Here is a 17,748-nt window from a genome sequence, read left to right on the forward strand (position 1 = left end):
AGTGAAAGCCATTATCCTAGCAGGCGGTACTGGTTCTCGCCTCTACCCGTTAACCAAAGTAACCAACAAGCACCTTCTTCCTGTAGGGAAATACCCGATGATTTTTCATGCGGCTCATAAATTATCGCTTGCAGGCCTTAAAGATATTCTCGTTGTCACTGGCAAAGAGCACATGGGTGATGTAGTTAATCTACTCGGCAGCGGCCGGGAAATGGGAGTTTCCTTTACATATAAGGTTCAGGACGAAGCAGGGGGGATTGCTCAGGCTCTCTCTTTGGCTGAACAATTTGTAGGGAATGACCGAATGGTTGTTATTTTGGGGGATAACGTTTTTAAAGATGATATCACTCCATTCGTGAATAACTTCCGAAACCAGACCCGTGGGGCTAAGATCCTTATACAAGAGGTAGCTGATCCGCGGCGTTTTGGAGTCCCAGAACTTGAAGGAGATCGTATTATCTCTATAGAAGAGAAGCCAGAAATTCCAAAGAGTCAGTATGCGGTAACAGGTATCTACATGTATGATCATCAAGTATTCGATATCATTCGGACATTAAAACCCTCTGCCCGGGGCGAAATGGAGATCACCGACGTAAATAACGCATATATTAAGCGTAACGAGCTCACCTTTGACATTCTCAAAGGTTGGTGGACTGACGCAGGCACGCATTCTTCCTTGGCACGGGCTAATGAGTTGGCTAGGGAGATGGTTTTTGGCGATGAATTTGGAAGGTTGAAACTTTAAAAGGAGGAACCCCCAACATGAAAGTCACTCCTTTGCACCTACAAGGCGCGGCCTTACTTGAACCGGTTGTCCATGGAGATAACCGGGGTTTTTTTATGGAGAGCTACAATGAAGCCGTTTTAGGACAGCAGGGCATACAGTTTAACTTTATTCAGGACAATCAGTCACTATCTGCGGAACCCGGGGTGATTCGTGGTTTACACTATCAGTTGAATCCCAAAGCACAGACAAAACTGATTCGCGTGCTCACCGGCGTTATCTATGACGTCATTGTAGATGTGCGTAAAAGCTCTCCTACCTTTGGTCAATGGCTCGGCGTTACTTTAAGCGAACACAATCATCGTCAATTATTGGTTCCAAAGGGATTTGCACATGGATTCTGTACGATAACCCCTAACACCCAAGTCCTGTATAAGGTGGACGAATACTATTCCCCCGAAAATGACCGCGGCATATTATGGAACGATCCTGCATTGGGAATCGATTGGCCGACGTCCAAACCGATTCTTTCGGATAAAGACCAGCGTCATCCGCTTCTGCGGGATGCGGAATTGAATTTTGACTAGGAGGCCGCGTTTTACATGAAACTTCTTGTTACCGGTGGAGCCGGTTTTATAGGCAGTAACTTTGTGCTGTATATGCTTGAGAAATATCCAGAATACCAAATCATTAATGTTGATTCATTGACGTATGCGGGAAACCTGGAGAATTTAAAATCTATAGAGAATAATCCCAGCTACACTTTCTTCAAAACAGATATTACAGACCCTAAAGCGATGGATGCGTTGTTCCAGCAGGGGATTGATGTGGTCGTGAACTTCGCTGCTGAATCGCATGTGGACCGGAGCATTCTCGATCCGGAAGTGTTTGTAAAAACCAATGTATTGGGTACCCAAATTCTTCTGGATGCCGCCAAAAAGTACAATGTTACTAAGTATGTACAGGTATCCACGGATGAGGTGTATGGCACACTGGGTGAGACGGGGCTGTTTACTGAGGAGACGCCGCTAACCCCAAACAGCCCATACTCTGCCAGTAAAGCTGGGGGCGACCTCCTTGTTCGCGCTTACCACGAGACTTTTGGTCTGCCGGTGAATATCACCCGCTGTTCTAACAACTACGGACCGTATCAATTCCCGGAAAAGCTGATTCCGCTGATGATTTCCCGAGCTTTGAATGACCAGGCGCTTCCGATTTATGGAAATGGACTCAACATTCGTGATTGGCTGTATGTAGAAGACCATTGCAGCGCCATTGATCTGGTTATTCACAAAGGCCGTGTCGGCGAGGTATACAACATTGGAGGCAATAATGAAAGGACGAACCTTCACATCGTAAAAACCATTTTGGGAGAGTTGGGTAAACCGGAATCACTGATTACGTATGTCCAGGATCGCCCTGGGCATGATCGACGTTACGGCATTGATCCAACGAAAATTACACAGGAGCTTGGGTGGAAGCCTGGGCATAATTTCGAAACCGGTATTAAGGAAACGATTCAGTGGTACCTAAATAATAAAGACTGGTGGACCCGTATTCAGTCTGGCGAGTACCAAGATTATTACGCCAAGCAGTACGGCGAGCGGTTGGGCGATTCCATATGAGAGCGCTAGTTACTGGAGCCTCGGGCCAATTAGGGAAAGATGTAGTCGCTCTTTTCCAACAAAAGGGGCATGAAGTCATGGGATGCAGCCGCTCCGAATTGGACATTACGAATTTGGAGCAATGCCAAGGTGTTATTGGCGAATTCCAACCGGATTCTATCATCCATTGCGCAGCTTATACTGCAGTGGATGCTGCCGAGACCGATGTAGATGGGGCTTATAAAGTGAACGCGGTGGGTACTCGTAACATTGCCGTTGCAGCAGAGAAGGTTGGCGCTAAACTGGTTTACATCAGTACGGATTACGTGTTTAATGGTCGCTCGATTGTGCCTTACCAAGAATATGACAATACGGATCCGCAAAGCGTGTATGGAAAATCAAAAAGAGCAGGCGAAGTACTTGCGCAAAGCTTATCTTCAAGATATTTCATTGTCCGCACATCCTGGGTTTACGGGCTGCATGGAAATAATTTTGTGAAAACAATGCTTCGTCTGGGACAGGAGAAACCCCAGCTGCAAGTCGTAAATGATCAAAAGGGTTCGCCGACCTACACGGTTGATCTGGCTCTTTTTCTGGAAGAACTGATCCATACCGAAAAATACGGCATCTACCATGCATCAAACTGTGGAGAATGCACATGGTTTGAATTTACACAGGCGATTTTTGAAGAAGCTCAGAAGCTTGGTTTTCAAATTATTGCACAGGTTATGCCATGTACGACAGAGCAGTTTCCTCGTCCCGCTCCAAGACCTGCGAATTCGGTTATGGATCACTTATCGATTCGGACGAATGGATTAACGGATCTTAGACCATGGCGCGAGGGGCTCGTCGATTTTCTGAAGCATTTGCCAAGCTAAGAATTAATGCTTAGTTCATAATAAACTCTCGCCCTCCCATAGGATGAGAGTTTATTTGCTATAATGGAATCAATAATTAAGATGGGAACAAGGTAATTGTCTATGAATAAACGAGTAAGCGTACATATTGTTACTTTTAATAGTGGAGAAGATATCATTCCATGTCTAAAGGCTGTTCAAGCTCAAACCTATCCTATTGAAGAAATTGTTATTGTTGACAATCATTCTACTGACGATACATTGGAAAGAATCCTATGTCTTCAAAATACAATTGGTGAGAAACTGAAGATAATAATAAATCAAGAGAATCTTGGTTTTGCACCCGGCCATAACCAGGCTATTGGGGTTACGGACAGCGACTACATCTTAGTTCTTAATCCGGACGTTACATTGGATCCAAGCTATGTGGAATTACTGATCAACAGTCTCGAGACTCACCTTGGAGTGGGTAGTGCAACTGGCAAGCTGCTTCTTAAATCGAATCCTGAGATTGTGGATAGCACGGGGCTTATCATGAACAAGGCGTATAGAGCCTTTGATCGAGGGGCGGGGGAACCATCATCTAAATGGAACCAGTCGGGAGAGGTTTTTGGTGTTTCAGGTGCAGCAGCCATGTATTCTAGAAAGATGATTCAGGATATCAGCATAAACGAGGAGTTTTTTGACGGTGACTTTTTTGCTTATAAAGAGGATGTAGATGTTGCCTGGAGAGCACAGGTTTTGGGATGGAAATCGTACTTTCATGCAGAAGCCATTGGGTATCATGCGCGAGGCTGGAAGAAGGGAACCCGCCAACGGCAGCCGCTATTTATCCGAAGGTATTCTTATATTAACCGATACAAAATGATCTATAAAAATAGTGACCGTTTTCGCTTGTTACTGGACTTAGCACTGGTCTTGCCTTATGAGATTGCCAGTAACGGATATTTCCTATTAAGAGAAGTTCGTATTCTAGGTGCGTGGAAATTATTTATAAAGCAGTATAGTGATTTGAAAAGCAAACGAAAAGCAATTAACGAAAAACAGAGTATGAGATAATTTAATACTGTCTTAATTTCCTGTTAATACGTAGATTACAATGTTCTTATGCTATAATGTCGATAGATAGGTTTAAATTGGCTTTATTGTCGTTATTTTAATATATTTTCATAACTATGGTTGTCAGGATGTGCTTCAAATTGGATTTAAGCATTCTTATTGTGAATTACAATACATGCCAGCTGACAGTGGATTGTCTTCGTTCCGTGTTTGACTCGGAGACCGATTTTAACTATGAGGTCATCGTCATCGATAACAACTCTTCCGATGATTCGGTTGAGACGATTGGAGCCGAGTTTCCTCAAGTGAAACTCATCGCGAATAAGAATAATACTGGATTTGCCAAGGCTAATAACCAGGGGATGGAAGCGGCTGAGGGACGTTACGTTTTACTGCTTAACTCAGATACGGTGATCCCAAAGGATACGCTTCATATCATGATCACCTTCATGGACGAACAACCCAAGGCAGGAGCATCCGGCTGTAAAATCATACTGCCTGACGGCTCACTGGACAAAGCCTGCAAGCGCGGATTTCCGACGCCGTCGGCTTCGTTTTATTATGCCTTCGGATTTTCCAAGCTGTTTCCGGATAACCCGAGGTTTAACCAATACCAACTGGGGCACTTGGATCCGGATCAGGCGTACCCGGTGGATTGTCTGGTGGGGGCCTTTATGCTTGTACGCCGTGAGGTGTTGGAAACGGTTGGAGGACTTGACGAAACGTTCTTTATGTATGGCGAGGATATTGACTGGTGTTACCGGATTAAGCAGGCGGGTTGGGACATTCATTACTATCCAAAAACCACGGTTGTTCACTATAAAGGTGGAAGTGCCCGCAGAAGACCGTATAAGATCATTTACGAATTCCATCGCGCGATGATCGTGTTTCACCGGAAGCATTATCGCAAACATTACAATGTTTTGACGAATTCCCTCATATATATGGGCGTAGGGCTTAAATTTGTAATGGCTCTGTTAAAGAGTAGGCTGGTTCGGCCAAAATCAGTAATCGATCCTAAGGAAACATGTGTGGAGGTGGGCATGTGATCCGGAAAAATCAGGAGTTCCTGTCTCAGATGTATGCACTGACGGACTTTGCCTTCATCCAGTTTTCGTTCCTATTGGTATGGTGGATCCGGTTTCGTAGCGGCTGGATACCGTTCAGCAGGCCGCTGCCCGTCGAAACCTATGCCATGTGGAGCTTTGTTTATGGGGGCATCGCTGTCTTAGCCGGCATGATGATTGCCTTATATTCACCTAAGCGTAAGAAACGATTTGCCGATGAATTCATTAAAATCATCCAAGTACATAGCATCAGCATTTTTGTGCTCTTGAGTTTAATGTTCTTTGTGAAGGAAGTAAATATCTCCCGTTCGTACTTGGCGCTTTATATGATTACTCTGGTGATGTTTATCCTTGTTTACCGTTATATTCTTAAATCGTCATTAAAGTATTTTCGGCAAAAGGGATACAATCGGCAGTTCGTTTTGATCGTTGGGGCGGGATCGTTGGGGAAAAGGTTTTTTCAAAACCTTAAGCAATATCCTGAACTAGGCTATGAAGTGATTGGTTTTCTTGATGATTACCAGAAGTGGGACAGCCAGGAGAAGCTCCGTTTTAAGCCTATACTGGGGACGGTTGACGATCTACCAAAAGTTCTGGAAAAAGAACTGATTGACGAGGTCGTGCTGGCTCTCCCGCTAGATGCTCACTTCAAATATGCTAAGATTATAGCCTTATGTGAAAAGGCCGGCGTACGTACACTCATTATTCCTGACTTTTTCGACTATCTGCCAGCCAGACCTTACTTTGATAACTTTGCTGGCATGCCGACAATTAACGTCCGTGATATTCCGCTGGATATGGCGGCGAACCGATTGTTTAAGAGGTTGTTCGATATTGCGTTCTCTTTGTTTGCCATTATTCTGACGTCCCCGCTGTTGCTTTTTATTGGGATTGGTGTCAAAATCACTTCGCCCGGCCCGGCTATTTTCAAACAGGAACGGGTTGGTTTAAACCGCCGTACCTTTATGATGTATAAGTTCCGATCAATGAAAGTGATGCCTCCTGGCACGGTCGATACGGGTTGGACAACGGAAAATGATCCGCGACGAACCAGGTTTGGTTCGTTTCTCAGGAAAACCAGCTTGGACGAATTACCGCAATTTTTCAACGTGCTGCTGGGGCATATGAGCGTCGTAGGTCCTAGACCGGAGCGACCCTATTTCGTGGAGCAGTTCAGAGAGGAAATTCCGAAGTACATGGTAAAGCACCATGTTCGCCCTGGCATAACTGGCTATGCCCAGAGTAACGGCCTGCGAGGGGATACCTCCATCGAAGAACGGGTCAATCACGATATTTTCTACATCGAAAACTGGTCTCTTCTGTTTGATATTAAAATCATTTTCAAAACGATACGAAATGGCTTTGTTAATAAAAACGCATATTAGAAATCAAGCACTGATTCAATGAAGCGGCGTCCATGACGTCGCTTTTTCTTATCCCATAGGGTATTTAGGCTATTTCCCAACATTCCCCTCCCCCTTCTTCGTTTGATGCCCCTCCCGTCCGGGTAATCTCTACTAACGAATCTCTTTCTTTTTTCGGCTCCCAACGATTCAGACACGCTCCCTCACGCTTACGCTGGTGAAAAGGATGTGATATCGATGAGGAAATGGGTGGCATTGCTAGCGCTGGTGGTGGCGGCCGGCCTGATGATGTGGGTTCCCCAGGGAAGCTCCAAGGACATCAACAACAATTTTACCGATTACCGGGTCATTTCCCACGCGATGGGCGGGATCCGCGAGCATGCGTACACGAATTCCTACGAGGCGTTTATTGCCAACTATGAAAAAGGAAACCGTGTATTCGAGGTGGATCTGCTTCTGACGGCGGACGGGCATTTGGTGGCCAGGCACGAATGGACGCAGTACATGACCGAGCTGCTGGGGCAAAAGGGTGAGCTTCCGAAGGACAAGCAGTCGGGAAGACTGACCTACAGCGACTTCAAAAACAGTAAAATCCTCGGCACATACGAGCCGCTGGATTGGTCGGATATTTTGGACCTGATGGAGCATTATCCCGATATTTATATCGTGACGGATACGAAGGAGCAGGAGCCGGCGGATATGCAAAAAGAGCTGGAGATCCTTGTAGATACGGCGAAAAAACGCGATCCCGCGCTGCTGGAAAGGGTTGTGCCGCAAATTTACGATCAGCCGATGCTGCAAATGGTGAACGGTATTTATGAGTTTCCGTCCATTATATACACGCTGTATGCTACCAAGGATACGGATCAGGAAGTCATCGATTTTGCTGCAAGCCATTCGATTGATGCGGTTACGATCCCGGAATCCCGGGCGAAGCCTGATTTTCTGGCCAAGCTGAAGAAGGCGGGAATCACGGCTTATGTGAATACGATTAACGATCCTTCCGAAATCAGTAGGCTGCAGCGAATGGGGGTTACGGGCGTGTATTCCGACTTTGTAACGGAACAAGAGCTCGGGGACAACCGCTGGCTGGTTGCCCTCGGGTGGTAATTGCATCCATATTCTTCACCTGATGAATCGTTTATGACCTGAAAGATATGCTTCTCTACCCGGAGCATATCTTCTTTTTTGCGTGTGCCGGATTGGCGAAAAAATGTTCGCATTTTATGCGAACACAAATTGACACTCACCCGGTGCTGACATAGACTAGATTTATGAAGATTTGTCGTGGAGGAATGCCGTTTGATGCAAATGATTATGCCATGGAGGCATGTGTTTAAGCTTGACCCGGATAAGGAGATCGCCGACGAGGCGCTGGATGCGGTGTGCATGTCCGGTACGGACGCCGTCATGGTGGGCGGGTCCAGTGGGGTAACGTTCGACAACACCGTAGAGCTGCTGTCCCGTATTAGACGATATGAGGTCCCCTGCGTGCTGGAGGTGTCCGACCTGGAGGCGATCGTACCGGGTTTTGATCTGTATATGATCCCCATGGTGCTCAATGCTTCGGATTCGGCATGGCTCGTTGGCCATCATCAGCGGGCGGTGGAGGAATATGGATACATGATCCCGTGGGAGCTGCTCGTTCCCGAAGGATATATCGTCCTGAACGCCGATTCCACGGTTGCCCGCTTGACCGGAGCACAGACCGAGCTGGATGCGGCCGGAGCGGCGGCATATGCCCAGGTCGCGGACAAACTGATGTCTCTGCCGGTTGTCTATGTGGAATACAGCGGGACGTTCGGGGACATGGAGACCGTGCGTCACATTCACCGCTCTCTGAACGGGGCCAAGCTGTTCTATGGCGGAGGCATCAAGGATGCCGAATCGGCCCGTCAGGCAGCTGACGTCTGCGACACGATCGTCGTCGGCAACGTCGTTTACGAAGATTTGAAGCAGGCGCTGCTGACGGTTAAGGCCGTTAAGGAATAAAAGTAAGTGGCATTAGATGGTTATGAGTAAGGCCCCTTACGGCAAAACACAGAGAACCGCTAACCGGCATGCCGAGTGTTGGTCTTTCTCGGTTAAGCCGTAGAACGCTTTTATGACTCCTATCATTTTTTATGAATTTCTATAGCAGGAAGGAGCATGCACGCATGCAACCTATTGATATACAACAAGCCATACAACGATTGAACCCGCAGCAGCGCCAAGCCGTGGAAGCTACGGACGGCCCGCTGCTTATCATGGCCGGCGCAGGCAGCGGCAAGACCCGGGTGCTGACGCACCGGATCGCTTACCTGATCGCAACCCGCAAGGCGCCGCCTTGGGGCATTCTGGCCATCACCTTTACCAACAAAGCCGCACGCGAGATGCAGGACCGGGTAGCCAAGCTGGTCGGCAATGAGGGCCGGGACATTTGGGTGTCCACGTTCCACTCGATGTGCGTCCGCATTTTGCGGAGAGATATTGAACGCATCGGATTCACCTCGAACTTTTCCATTCTGGATTCGACAGACCAGCTGTCCGTGATCCGCAACTGCATGAAGGATCTGAACCTCGACACGAAGAAATTCGAGCCGAAGGCGATCCAGTCCGTGATCAGCACGGCGAAGAACGAACTGGTAACGCCGTCGCAGTATGAACAGAAGGCGGGAGACTATTTCGAAGGCCTGGTCGCCAAGGTGTACACGATGTACCAGAAGCGGCTCAAGGCCAACAACTCGCTGGACTTCGACGATTTGATCATGGCGACAATCCAGCTGTTTAAGGAAGTGCCGGAAGTGCTGGATTTTTATCAGAAAAAGTTCCAGTACATCCATGTCGACGAATACCAGGATACGAACCGGGCGCAGTACATGCTGTGCCGGATGCTGGCCGACAGCCATCACCGGATTTGCGTCGTCGGCGACAGCGACCAGTCTATTTATCGCTGGCGCGGCGCGGACATCAGCAACATTTTGAATTTTGAAGAGGACTATCCGGAAGCGCGCACCATTCTGCTCGAACAGAACTATCGCTCGACCTCGACGATTCTGAACGCGGCGAACGAAGTCATTGGACAGAACACCGGCCGCAAACCGAAGAAGCTGTGGACCGATAAAGGTGAAGGCGCGAAGATTAAAGTGTACCGGGCGGACTCGGAGCATGACGAAGGGTATTTCGTCACCTCGGAAATCAGCAAGAACGTCAATCAGGGCAAGTCGTATCAGGATCACGCCATCCTGTACCGGACCAACGCCCAGTCCCGGGTGATCGAGGAAATTTTGATCAAGTCGGACATTCCGTACCAAATCGTCGGCGGCATCAAGTTCTACGACCGCAAAGAGATCAAGGATATGCTTGCTTATCTGCGTCTGCTCTCCAATCCGGATGACGATATCAGCTTGACGCGGATCATTAACGTTCCCAAACGGAGTATCGGTGATACGACGGTGGCGAAGCTTGCAGCCGCGGCGACGGAGCGGGGAGTATCCATCTTCCGCGTGCTGGAGTTCGTTGACGATCTCGGCTTTGCCGGACGGACCCGCAATGCCCTGGTGGAGTTTTACGATATGATTTCGGCCCTTTACCAGATGGTGGAGTATCTGTCCGTCACCGAGCTGACCGAGAAAATGCTGGAGATGACCCAGTACCGGATCGACCTGCAGCGCGAGAATACGATCGAATCCCGGTCCCGCCTGGAAAATATCGACGAGTTCCTGTCTGTTACGATGGAATTTGAGAAGAATAATGAAGATAAGTCGCTGGTGGCGTTTCTGACCGATTTGGCGCTCATCGCCGACATCGACAGCATGAACGACAACGAGGAGGACCGCTCGGATGCGGTTGTCCTGATGACGATGCACAGCGCCAAGGGGCTGGAGTTCCCGGTGGTGTTTATCATCGGCATGGAAGAGGGCGTATTCCCGCACAGCCGGGCCTTCCAGGATAATGAGGAGCTGGAGGAGGAGCGCCGGCTGGCTTATGTCGGGATTACCCGCGCGGAGCAGCAGCTGTTCCTCTCCTGCGCGCAGATGCGAACCTTGTTCGGCCGGACGACGGCCAACCCGCCTTCCCGCTTCCTGGATGAAATTCCGGAAGAGCTAAAGGAAGATACGGTTGTTGCCCGCGACCGCTACCGCCGTGGAGGCAACATTGGCGGTTCGTATGGCGGCAGAGGCTTTGGCAGTGGAGGCAGCAACTTCGGAAGAAGCGCCGCGCCATCCTCCCAGAGCGGTTCCACGGCCACTTCGGTTGGACGAGAGAGCCGGGTGACGGTAACTACCTCCACTCCGGCCAAAATGGCAGCAGTGGGCAGCACCTCGGACCTCACCGCCCTGAAGGCGGGGGACAAAGTCTCCCACGGCAAATGGGGCACCGGGACGGTCGTTTCGGTCAAAGGCAGCGGCAACGATACGGAGCTGCAGATCGCTTTTCCGGCGCCGGTTGGCGTGAAACGCCTTCTGGCCGGGTTTGCGCCGATCACTAAAGTGGAAAATTAAAATTATGAATCTATAGACGGAGGGATGACCCTGCATGGATCTGAAGTTGACCATGGAGCAGCTCGTAGCCGAGCTGAATAAGCACAGTTATCAATACTACACGCTGGATGCGCCTGTCATTAGCGATAAAGAGTACGACGCTTTGTACGACCAGCTCGTTGCATTGGAGAAGGAGACCGGCGTGACACTGCCGGATTCTCCGACACAGCGTGTAGGGGGAGAGCTGCTCAAAGGATTTGTCCAGCATCGTCATCTGGCTCCGCTGTGGAGCCTGGATAAGGCCCAAAATATCGAACAGCTTGGCAGCTGGAACGCAAGGGCTGTAAGGCTGGTTCAAGACTATAACAAGAGAAACCCGGATAACCCTTTGCCGGAGCTGAGCTATGCGGTGGAGCTGAAGTTTGATGGGCTCACGCTCAATTTGACCTATACCAACGGAAGATTGGTTCAGGCGGCTACGCGCGGAAACGGCGTGGTCGGCGAAGGCATCCTTCCGCAGATCAAGACGATTAAATCGGTGCCTTTGAGCATTCCCTACAAGGACGGAACGATCGAGGTCCAGGGCGAAGGGATTATGAACCTCTCTGTGCTCGAGGAGTACAACAAGACGGCGGCTGAGCCGCTCAAGAACGCCAGGAACGGGGCGGCGGGAGCGCTGCGCAACCTGAATCCGAAGGTGACCGCCGAGCGCCGGTTGAATGCCTATTTCTACAACGTGGGCTATTCGGATAACATCCGTTTCGACAGCCATAAGGAAATGATGGATTTTCTGCGGGAAAACCATTTTAAAGTCAACCCGTACATCACGTATTTCGATAACTTCGACGATGTCATGGAACAGCTGGCCGAAATTCAGGAGCGCCGTTCCAGTCTGGACTATCTCATTGACGGAGCCGTTATCAAAATCGTCGATATGCGTACGCGCGAGGCGCTCGGCTATACGGACAAGTTCCCTCGTTGGGCCGTTGCTTACAAATTCGAGGCGGAAGAGACGACGACCGTGCTGGAATCGGTCAGCTGGAACGTAGGCCGCACCGGTAAAGTAACTCCGCTCGCCCGGGTAGAGGCGGTGGAGCTGGCGGGCGTTACCGTTCAGAACTGTACGCTGAACAACGTGGGGGACATCGAGCGCAAAAACCTGAAATATGCGCTGGGCACGCGCGTGTTTATTCGCCGTTCCAACGACGTCATTCCGGAGATTTTGGGTAAGGTGACCGAAGAAAACGACGGCGGTGAAATCATTTATCCGGAGCATTGCCCGGCGTGCGGCTTCCCGCTGGAAATGCGCGGTGCCCATTTGTTCTGCAACAACAAGCTGAACTGCAGGCCGCAAATCATCGGGCGGATTACGCATTTCGCCTCCCGTGACGCGATGGACATCGAAACGTTCAGCGATAAGACAGCCGGACAGCTGTACGACGAACTGAACGTGCACGAAGCAGCTGAGCTTTACGAGCTGACATTTGAGCAGCTGGTGAAGCTGGATCGTTTTGGCGAGAAAAAGGCGATGAATCTGTTGGAGGCGATTGAGAATAGCAAGGGCAGGGATCTTGCTTCCTTCCTGTACGCTTTAGGTATACCCAACACCGGCAAATCCACAGCCAAGATGCTGGCGGACCATTACCGGGATCTCCATGCCGTGATGAAAGCCGACGTAGAGGAGTTAATCGCTCTACCGGATGTCGGCGGTATTGTCGCCGAGAGCATCGTGAATTTCTTTGCCGATCCGTTTGTGGTGGCGGGCATCGAGAAAATGCTCTCCCTCGGCGTACAGGCGAAGGCTCCGGAGGCACCTCAGGCGATTAAAACCGACTCCTTCTTCAGCGGAAAAACGGTCGTATTGACCGGCACGCTGCACCAAATGACCCGCGATGAGGCGTCGGCGCAGCTGGAGGCGCTTGGAGCGAAAGTGACGGGCAGCGTCTCAGCCAAGACGGACCTGCTCATTGCCGGGGAGAAGGCCGGCAGCAAGCTGGCCAAAGCCAAGCAGCTCGGCATCCAGGTGATCGAGGATGAGGACGAGTTCATCCGTCTTTTGAACGAAGAGGCGAACTAGTTATAGGACGTGACCAACAAGGTCCTGGCTCATTGAAAAATGGGTCCAGGGCTTTTTCTTTTTTTTTCATGCCAACATTGCCTGTTTTGATCCTCGATGAACTCACATGAGGGGTCTCTCTGAATTGAGCCGGATTTCTGCTTGCGGTGAATTTTAAGGGAATGTTAAGGATTTCGCGGGTGTTTGTTAAGAATTGTCTGGTATCCTGTTGCGCAGAGGTGGGTGATTTTTCCACAATGCAGAGAGGAGGCCTAGGTTTTTGAGAAAATGGTTAACGGTTCGGGCTGCTTATCTGTATACAATGACGGGCAGCGCTTTGTTAAGCGGTATCGTTCTCTTTTTGACATACCGTGTCTTTGCGTGGTCCTATGCGCATGTTTCGCCCGATTCATTTTTCGCCAGGCTGGCCCGTGGTTTGGTGAACTATATTGGTAGAATGCCGATTGCCGCTGCTGTCTTTTTCATCGTGTTTGCCGGTTTGTTCATGCTTCGCTCGCAAAAACTTGCGGATGATATGAAGCAGATCGTGAGAGCGGCGGAGGAGCTGGCAGAACGGGGATCCTTCAATGAACTGGAAGTTGCCTCCGGTGGTGAGTTGAAGGCATTGGCTTGCCACTTACAGGGCGTTCGTAGATGGAGGACAACATCTTCCGCCGATCGAATATCCATACCGCCCATCCCAAATGAATCGACTCTGCTTCTGGATAACGAAGAGGTCATGGCAGTTATTTTGCGAATAAAATTGCTGCTTCGTACATTGGGGGCTGTAGATCCGGACAGTCAGTAGTCGCCAGATTTCGATATGGAATCCGTGAAACGGGAAGCGCAAGGATTGAAAAGGCTTCTGGAAAGCCTGATGACGGCGTCATGAACAGCCTTCAGGGAGATGTTTGGCGTAAGGTGAAGAGGGGGCTCTACCTCTCGTTCGATGTCGCGGTCATCGGTGCGGTGATCGTACTGGCGGGTCTGTTTTACGTTCATGTGTACGGAGGCGTCGTGGTGGGACGTCATCCCGAGAAACGGGTATTGCCGGAGTCGAGCATCCTGGTGGCCTCGGACGGGACCAAGCTTCGAAAAATACCACTGCCGGAGTCGGGCTACAGGGTCAAGGCGCATCTGGAAGATATGCCTGATTTGCTGGTGGACACTTTTCTGGCGGTGGAGGACCGGAGTTTTTATGGACATCATGGGCTGGATTACAAAGGGATTGCGCGTTCGGTATACAACAACTCCATCCATATGCGGATTTCGGAAGGCGGCAGCACCATTACGCAGCAGTTGGCACGAAATCTCTATCTGAACCGGGATCAAACGCTGGTGCGCAAGCTGAACGAGGCTTCCATCGCTTTGTCGCTGGAGAAACGCTTGTCCAAGCATGACATTTTGGAATTGTATTTGAATGAGATTTACATGGGGGATGGGCAATTCGGCATCCAATCTGCGGCGGAGCATTATTTCGGGGTGACGGACCTGAAAAAGCTCAATGTGGCGCAAATCGCCTCCTTGGCTGCCATTCCGAAAGGACCGTCAATTTACAATCCGTTATATAAGGGCGACCTGCCCGTACAACGGCGAAACATAGTGCTTGGCGTTATGAAGCGGCAAGGTCTGATTACCCGTGACGACATGATGACTGCTATGAATTCGAAATATCAGCCGCCGGCGGAGGTTAATCCACCTAAGTTCGGTGCCTCTTATGTGGATGCTGCTCTCAGGGAAGCCGCGCAGCGAACAGGCAAAACGTTGGAAGAGTTGAGGACAGGCGGGTATACCATCGTAACGGGAATGAATACAGCTGCACAGGCTGCGCTGGAAGATACCTTCGCCAACCCGGATTTCTTTCCGCCGGACGGCAAGGATCAGCAGGTTGAAGCGGCAATGGTGGTTATGGATCATCGGACGGGGGGGATCGTGGCGCTGACCGGAGGCAGGCATCCTGCTGCAGGCAGCTTGAATCGGGCTTTGATCGATGCCAGACAGCCGGGTTCCGCCTTCAAGCCGATTATCGCTTACGGCCCGGCCCTTGAGAGCGGTGAATTTTCTCCGGACAGCATGCTTCAGGACCGCAAGATAGCTTACGGGAGCTACAGGCCTCAGAATTTGAGCGGAGCCTATCAGGGGCAAATGACCATGAAGCAAGCGTTGCAGCAGTCTGTAAATGCCCCGGCCGTATGGCTGCTGCGGCAGGTAGGGATGACAAAGGCGATACAGTTCGCAGCGAAGCTAGGCATTCCGCTTACCTCAGAGGATGCTAATCTGTCCATAGCGCTTGGCGGCGTTCATTCCGGCGTTTCTCCCTTGAAAATGGCGCAGGCGTACAGCGTATTTGCCAGCGGAGGTACTTATCGTGAGGCGCACCTCGTACGCCAGGTCACGGATTCAAAAGGTCGGGTGCTGTATGCCTATCGTCCGGATGAACGCCAGGTCATCTCGCATTCGACGGCGGAAAATATGACGCGCATGCTGCGCGGCGTCGTGAACGAAGGTACAGGCATGAAAGCGAGGATGAACCGTCCGGTTGCGGGCAAAACGGGCACCACGCAGCTTGGCCTGCCCGGCGTCAGCAGCAAGGGGAACCGCGATCTTTGGTTTGTCGGCTATACGCCGGAATGGACCGGAGCTGTATGGATGGGGTTTGACAGAACGGATGCGGATAATTACATGACCGCAGGCAGCGGGAAAGCCGCCGCCTTGTTTTCGGCGGTCATGAGGAGGAGCTTGAACGTTGATTAAGGGCCAGTGAGATAGCGAGCTATGTCTGTTTGGCGTCCGGAAGCCAGGCATTTTTATCGTAACCCCGCTCTTCCCAATAGCCGACATGGTCGTCTTGAATCAGCTCAATCCGGTTTAACCATTTTACGGACTTATAAGTATACATTTGGGGAACGATCAGCCGTACCGGACCGCCGAGATCGCTTGGTATAGGCTTACCATCGTGCAGCACGGCCACCATAATGTCGTCCATACGAGCCTGTTCCATCGTTAAAGAGTCCGTGTAGACCCCGTCGCCCGAATAAAACTTCACGGTTTGTGCCGCTGGCTGAACCCCGGCTTCATCCAATAATTTTTTAAGGGGAATGCCTTCCCAGGTGTTATGGTACACCGACCACCCGGTCACGCAGTGAAAATCGCTGACCTGAACCACACGCGGGAGCTTAACGAATTGTTCCCAGTTCCACTGCAGCCGTTTATTGACGAGCCCATCCACGGTAAAGGACCAGTTGGCATTATCGAATGAGGGAATGGGGGTTACCGTATAGATGCGAAAATTCCCTTTAGCCCCTCCACCGACTGGTGTGAGGGATTCCGGTGCAGGTGTGGGGGCCGGTATCAGGTGGTTGGCATTCCTTTCGAGCAGCTCCTCCATGTTTTGCTGTGACGAGCCGATACTGCTGCCCAGCCATTTGATAAAAGAAGGCCCGAACGCTACCGCCATACCTACACCGATCGCTGATCGTATGAAAGCTCTTCGCGTGTAGAGCGGCTCGTTTGCAGTATTGGGTGCTGCTGGCCGGTCAGCCCCAGACTTTACCGTCCGCCGGTGAGGCTCTTTGAGCCATTGGGTACGGGTAACGGAGTGATAGATGATATAAGGCAGACCCACCCACGTAAAGAGGTCATGAATCGTCAGAGCGGGGTTGGACCATGACGGGCCGAATGCTCTGAACTGCCATAATACCACTCCGGAAAGAAACCATCCCGCCAACAGGAACAGCACGATGATGACATTCCACTTCTGCTTCGGACGGTCCTTAAGCAGTTTCCAGTGCTTGCCCGCCAAAAAGAGGTAGTAGACGACGGGAAGGAGCAGGGCCAAGCCGACACCAATATGCAGCCATTTTAACCAAACCCGGCCTCCGCCGAGCACCTCGCGCCAAAAACCAAGGGGAAGAATCACTCCGCTGAATGCCAGAAAAGCAACCATCCATGCGTTCCAGCGGTGAATGGCAGCCAGCTTCTTGCCGATTCCCTTGCGGATCTTGTTTAACCAATCGCTCATTTGTCAGCCTCCTTATTAAGAAAACACAAGTAACGGTACTGCGAGTATGAACCTTCTCCTTATGATCCTTTTTGTGAGTAGTTTTAAGCACATGGGGAGAATCAATTACAGAAAAAGAACAGAATTCTAAGCTTGGCGATTCACTGTTAAATGCAAAATAGTTATGTCAGTGAAGAAGAGAATTGGCTAACAATAAGTAAGTAAATTTTACCACAACATAAATTTAAAAAAACTGTTGCATAATAGGCGTTATCCGTGATATATTATTTCTTGCCGCTAAACAAGGCGGTGATTCAAATATCCTCAATGCTTACTAAATAAGTATTGACAAGATATGAATAACATGATACAATATAATCCTGCGTCGGAATTGAAAATAATGTCGAATGCAGCGATCAAGTTCCTTGAAAACTGAACAAATGGATGATGTTTTTAACTGAGATTAAATCAATCTCGTCAGATTCAAAATGAGCTACAAACTTTCTTGGAGAGTTTGATCCTGGCTCAGGACGAACGCTGGCGGCGTGCCTAAT

At 50.1% G+C, this 17,748-nt stretch carries 14 protein-coding genes; 13 read left to right on the forward strand and 1 reads right to left on the reverse strand.

Going from position 1 to position 17,748, the window contains the following annotated elements; all coding sequences use genetic code 11:
• Nucleotide 1 precedes the first annotated feature (1 nt).
• The 13 genes from FHS19_RS27775 to FHS19_RS27835 all read left to right on the forward strand — a co-directional run bounded on the left by FHS19_RS27775 (nucleotide 2) and on the right by FHS19_RS27835 (nucleotide 15,948).
• Nucleotides 2–745, forward strand: coding sequence for a sugar phosphate nucleotidyltransferase (locus FHS19_RS27775; protein ID WP_183585198.1), 744 nt, complete (start codon nucleotides 2–4; stop codon nucleotides 743–745).
• A gap of 17 nt (nucleotides 746–762) precedes the next feature.
• The gene (gene rfbC / locus FHS19_RS27780; RefSeq protein ID WP_183585200.1) at nucleotides 763–1,311 is read left to right on the forward strand and encodes a dTDP-4-dehydrorhamnose 3,5-epimerase; all 549 of its coding nucleotides are present in this window, start codon (nucleotides 763–765) and stop codon (nucleotides 1,309–1,311) included.
• A gap of 15 nt (nucleotides 1,312–1,326) precedes the next feature.
• Entirely contained in the window at nucleotides 1,327–2,349 is a 1,023-nt protein-coding gene (gene rfbB / locus FHS19_RS27785) for a dTDP-glucose 4,6-dehydratase (RefSeq protein WP_183585202.1), read from the forward strand.
• The gene (gene rfbD / locus FHS19_RS27790; protein WP_183585204.1) at nucleotides 2,346–3,206 is read left to right on the forward strand and encodes a dTDP-4-dehydrorhamnose reductase; all 861 of its coding nucleotides are present in this window, start codon (nucleotides 2,346–2,348) and stop codon (nucleotides 3,204–3,206) included. Before rfbB ends, rfbD begins: the two co-directional genes overlap by 4 nt.
• Nucleotides 3,207–3,308: 102 nt before the next feature.
• Nucleotides 3,309–4,244, forward strand: a complete 936-nt coding sequence (locus FHS19_RS27795; protein WP_183585206.1) for a glycosyltransferase family 2 protein — start codon at nucleotides 3,309–3,311, stop codon at nucleotides 4,242–4,244.
• A gap of 140 nt (nucleotides 4,245–4,384) precedes the next feature.
• Complete coding sequence (locus FHS19_RS27800) at nucleotides 4,385–5,293, forward strand: glycosyltransferase family 2 protein (RefSeq protein ID WP_183585208.1); 909 nt, start codon at nucleotides 4,385–4,387, stop codon at nucleotides 5,291–5,293.
• Nucleotides 5,290–6,696, forward strand: coding sequence for an undecaprenyl-phosphate glucose phosphotransferase (locus FHS19_RS27805; RefSeq protein ID WP_183585216.1), 1,407 nt, complete (start codon nucleotides 5,290–5,292; stop codon nucleotides 6,694–6,696). The genes FHS19_RS27800 and FHS19_RS27805 overlap by 4 nt, the downstream gene beginning before the upstream one ends.
• A gap of 216 nt (nucleotides 6,697–6,912) precedes the next feature.
• Nucleotides 6,913–7,785, forward strand: coding sequence for a phosphatidylinositol-specific phospholipase C/glycerophosphodiester phosphodiesterase family protein (locus FHS19_RS27810; protein WP_183585218.1), 873 nt, complete (start codon nucleotides 6,913–6,915; stop codon nucleotides 7,783–7,785).
• Nucleotides 7,786–7,980: 195 nt separating this feature from the next.
• Nucleotides 7,981–8,667, forward strand: a complete 687-nt coding sequence (pcrB, locus tag FHS19_RS27815) for a heptaprenylglyceryl phosphate synthase (protein ID WP_183585307.1) — start codon at nucleotides 7,981–7,983, stop codon at nucleotides 8,665–8,667.
• Nucleotides 8,668–8,831: 164 nt separating this feature from the next.
• Nucleotides 8,832–11,159: a DNA helicase PcrA gene (gene pcrA / locus FHS19_RS27820; RefSeq protein ID WP_183585220.1), complete on the forward strand. Its 2,328-nt coding sequence runs from the start codon at nucleotides 8,832–8,834 to the stop codon at nucleotides 11,157–11,159.
• A 34-nt stretch (nucleotides 11,160–11,193) separates the two neighbouring features.
• Entirely contained in the window at nucleotides 11,194–13,215 is a 2,022-nt protein-coding gene (gene ligA / locus FHS19_RS27825) for an NAD-dependent DNA ligase LigA (protein WP_183585222.1), read from the forward strand.
• Nucleotides 13,216–13,474: 259 nt separating this feature from the next.
• Nucleotides 13,475–14,002, forward strand: coding sequence for a hypothetical protein (locus FHS19_RS27830; RefSeq protein ID WP_183585224.1), 528 nt, complete (start codon nucleotides 13,475–13,477; stop codon nucleotides 14,000–14,002).
• Between the two features lie 80 nt (nucleotides 14,003–14,082).
• Nucleotides 14,083–15,948 (forward strand): transglycosylase domain-containing protein, encoded by a 1,866-nt coding sequence (locus FHS19_RS27835; protein ID WP_183585226.1) that lies wholly within the window; start codon nucleotides 14,083–14,085, stop codon nucleotides 15,946–15,948.
• A 19-nt stretch (nucleotides 15,949–15,967) separates the two neighbouring features.
• Here the strand turns inward: FHS19_RS27835 and FHS19_RS27840 are convergent, their stop codons facing one another.
• Nucleotides 15,968–17,215 (reverse strand): molybdopterin-dependent oxidoreductase, encoded by a 1,248-nt coding sequence (locus FHS19_RS27840; protein WP_183585228.1) that lies wholly within the window; start codon nucleotides 17,213–17,215, stop codon nucleotides 15,968–15,970.
• Nucleotides 17,216–17,748 lie beyond the last annotated feature (533 nt).

The sequence above is a fragment of the Paenibacillus rhizosphaerae genome (genome assembly GCF_014192015.1).
GTDB classification, from domain to species: Bacteria; Bacillota; Bacilli; order Paenibacillales; family Paenibacillaceae; genus Paenibacillus_AQ; species Paenibacillus_AQ rhizosphaerae.

What these genes read in the sequence shown, in the direction of transcription:
- rfbC (WP_183585200.1), top strand. Translation starts at nt 763, where the DNA reads ATGAAAGTCACTCCTTTGCACCTACAAGGCGCGGCCTTACTTGAACCG.
- rfbB (WP_183585202.1), top strand. Translation starts at nt 1,327, where the DNA reads ATGAAACTTCTTGTTACCGGTGGAGCCGGTTTTATAGGCAGTAACTTT.
- rfbD (WP_183585204.1), top strand. Translation starts at nt 2,346, where the DNA reads ATGAGAGCGCTAGTTACTGGAGCCTCGGGCCAATTAGGGAAAGATGTA.
- FHS19_RS27795 (WP_183585206.1), top strand. Translation starts at nt 3,309, where the DNA reads ATGAATAAACGAGTAAGCGTACATATTGTTACTTTTAATAGTGGAGAA.
- FHS19_RS27810 (WP_183585218.1), top strand. Translation starts at nt 6,913, where the DNA reads ATGAGGAAATGGGTGGCATTGCTAGCGCTGGTGGTGGCGGCCGGCCTG.
- pcrB (WP_183585307.1), top strand. Translation starts at nt 7,981, where the DNA reads ATGCAAATGATTATGCCATGGAGGCATGTGTTTAAGCTTGACCCGGAT.
- pcrA (WP_183585220.1), top strand. Translation starts at nt 8,832, where the DNA reads ATGCAACCTATTGATATACAACAAGCCATACAACGATTGAACCCGCAG.
- ligA (WP_183585222.1), top strand. Translation starts at nt 11,194, where the DNA reads ATGGATCTGAAGTTGACCATGGAGCAGCTCGTAGCCGAGCTGAATAAG.
- FHS19_RS27835 (WP_183585226.1), top strand. Translation starts at nt 14,083, where the DNA reads ATGAACAGCCTTCAGGGAGATGTTTGGCGTAAGGTGAAGAGGGGGCTC.
- FHS19_RS27840 (WP_183585228.1), bottom strand. Translation starts at nt 17,215, where the DNA reads ATGAGCGATTGGTTAAACAAGATCCGCAAGGGAATCGGCAAGAAGCTG.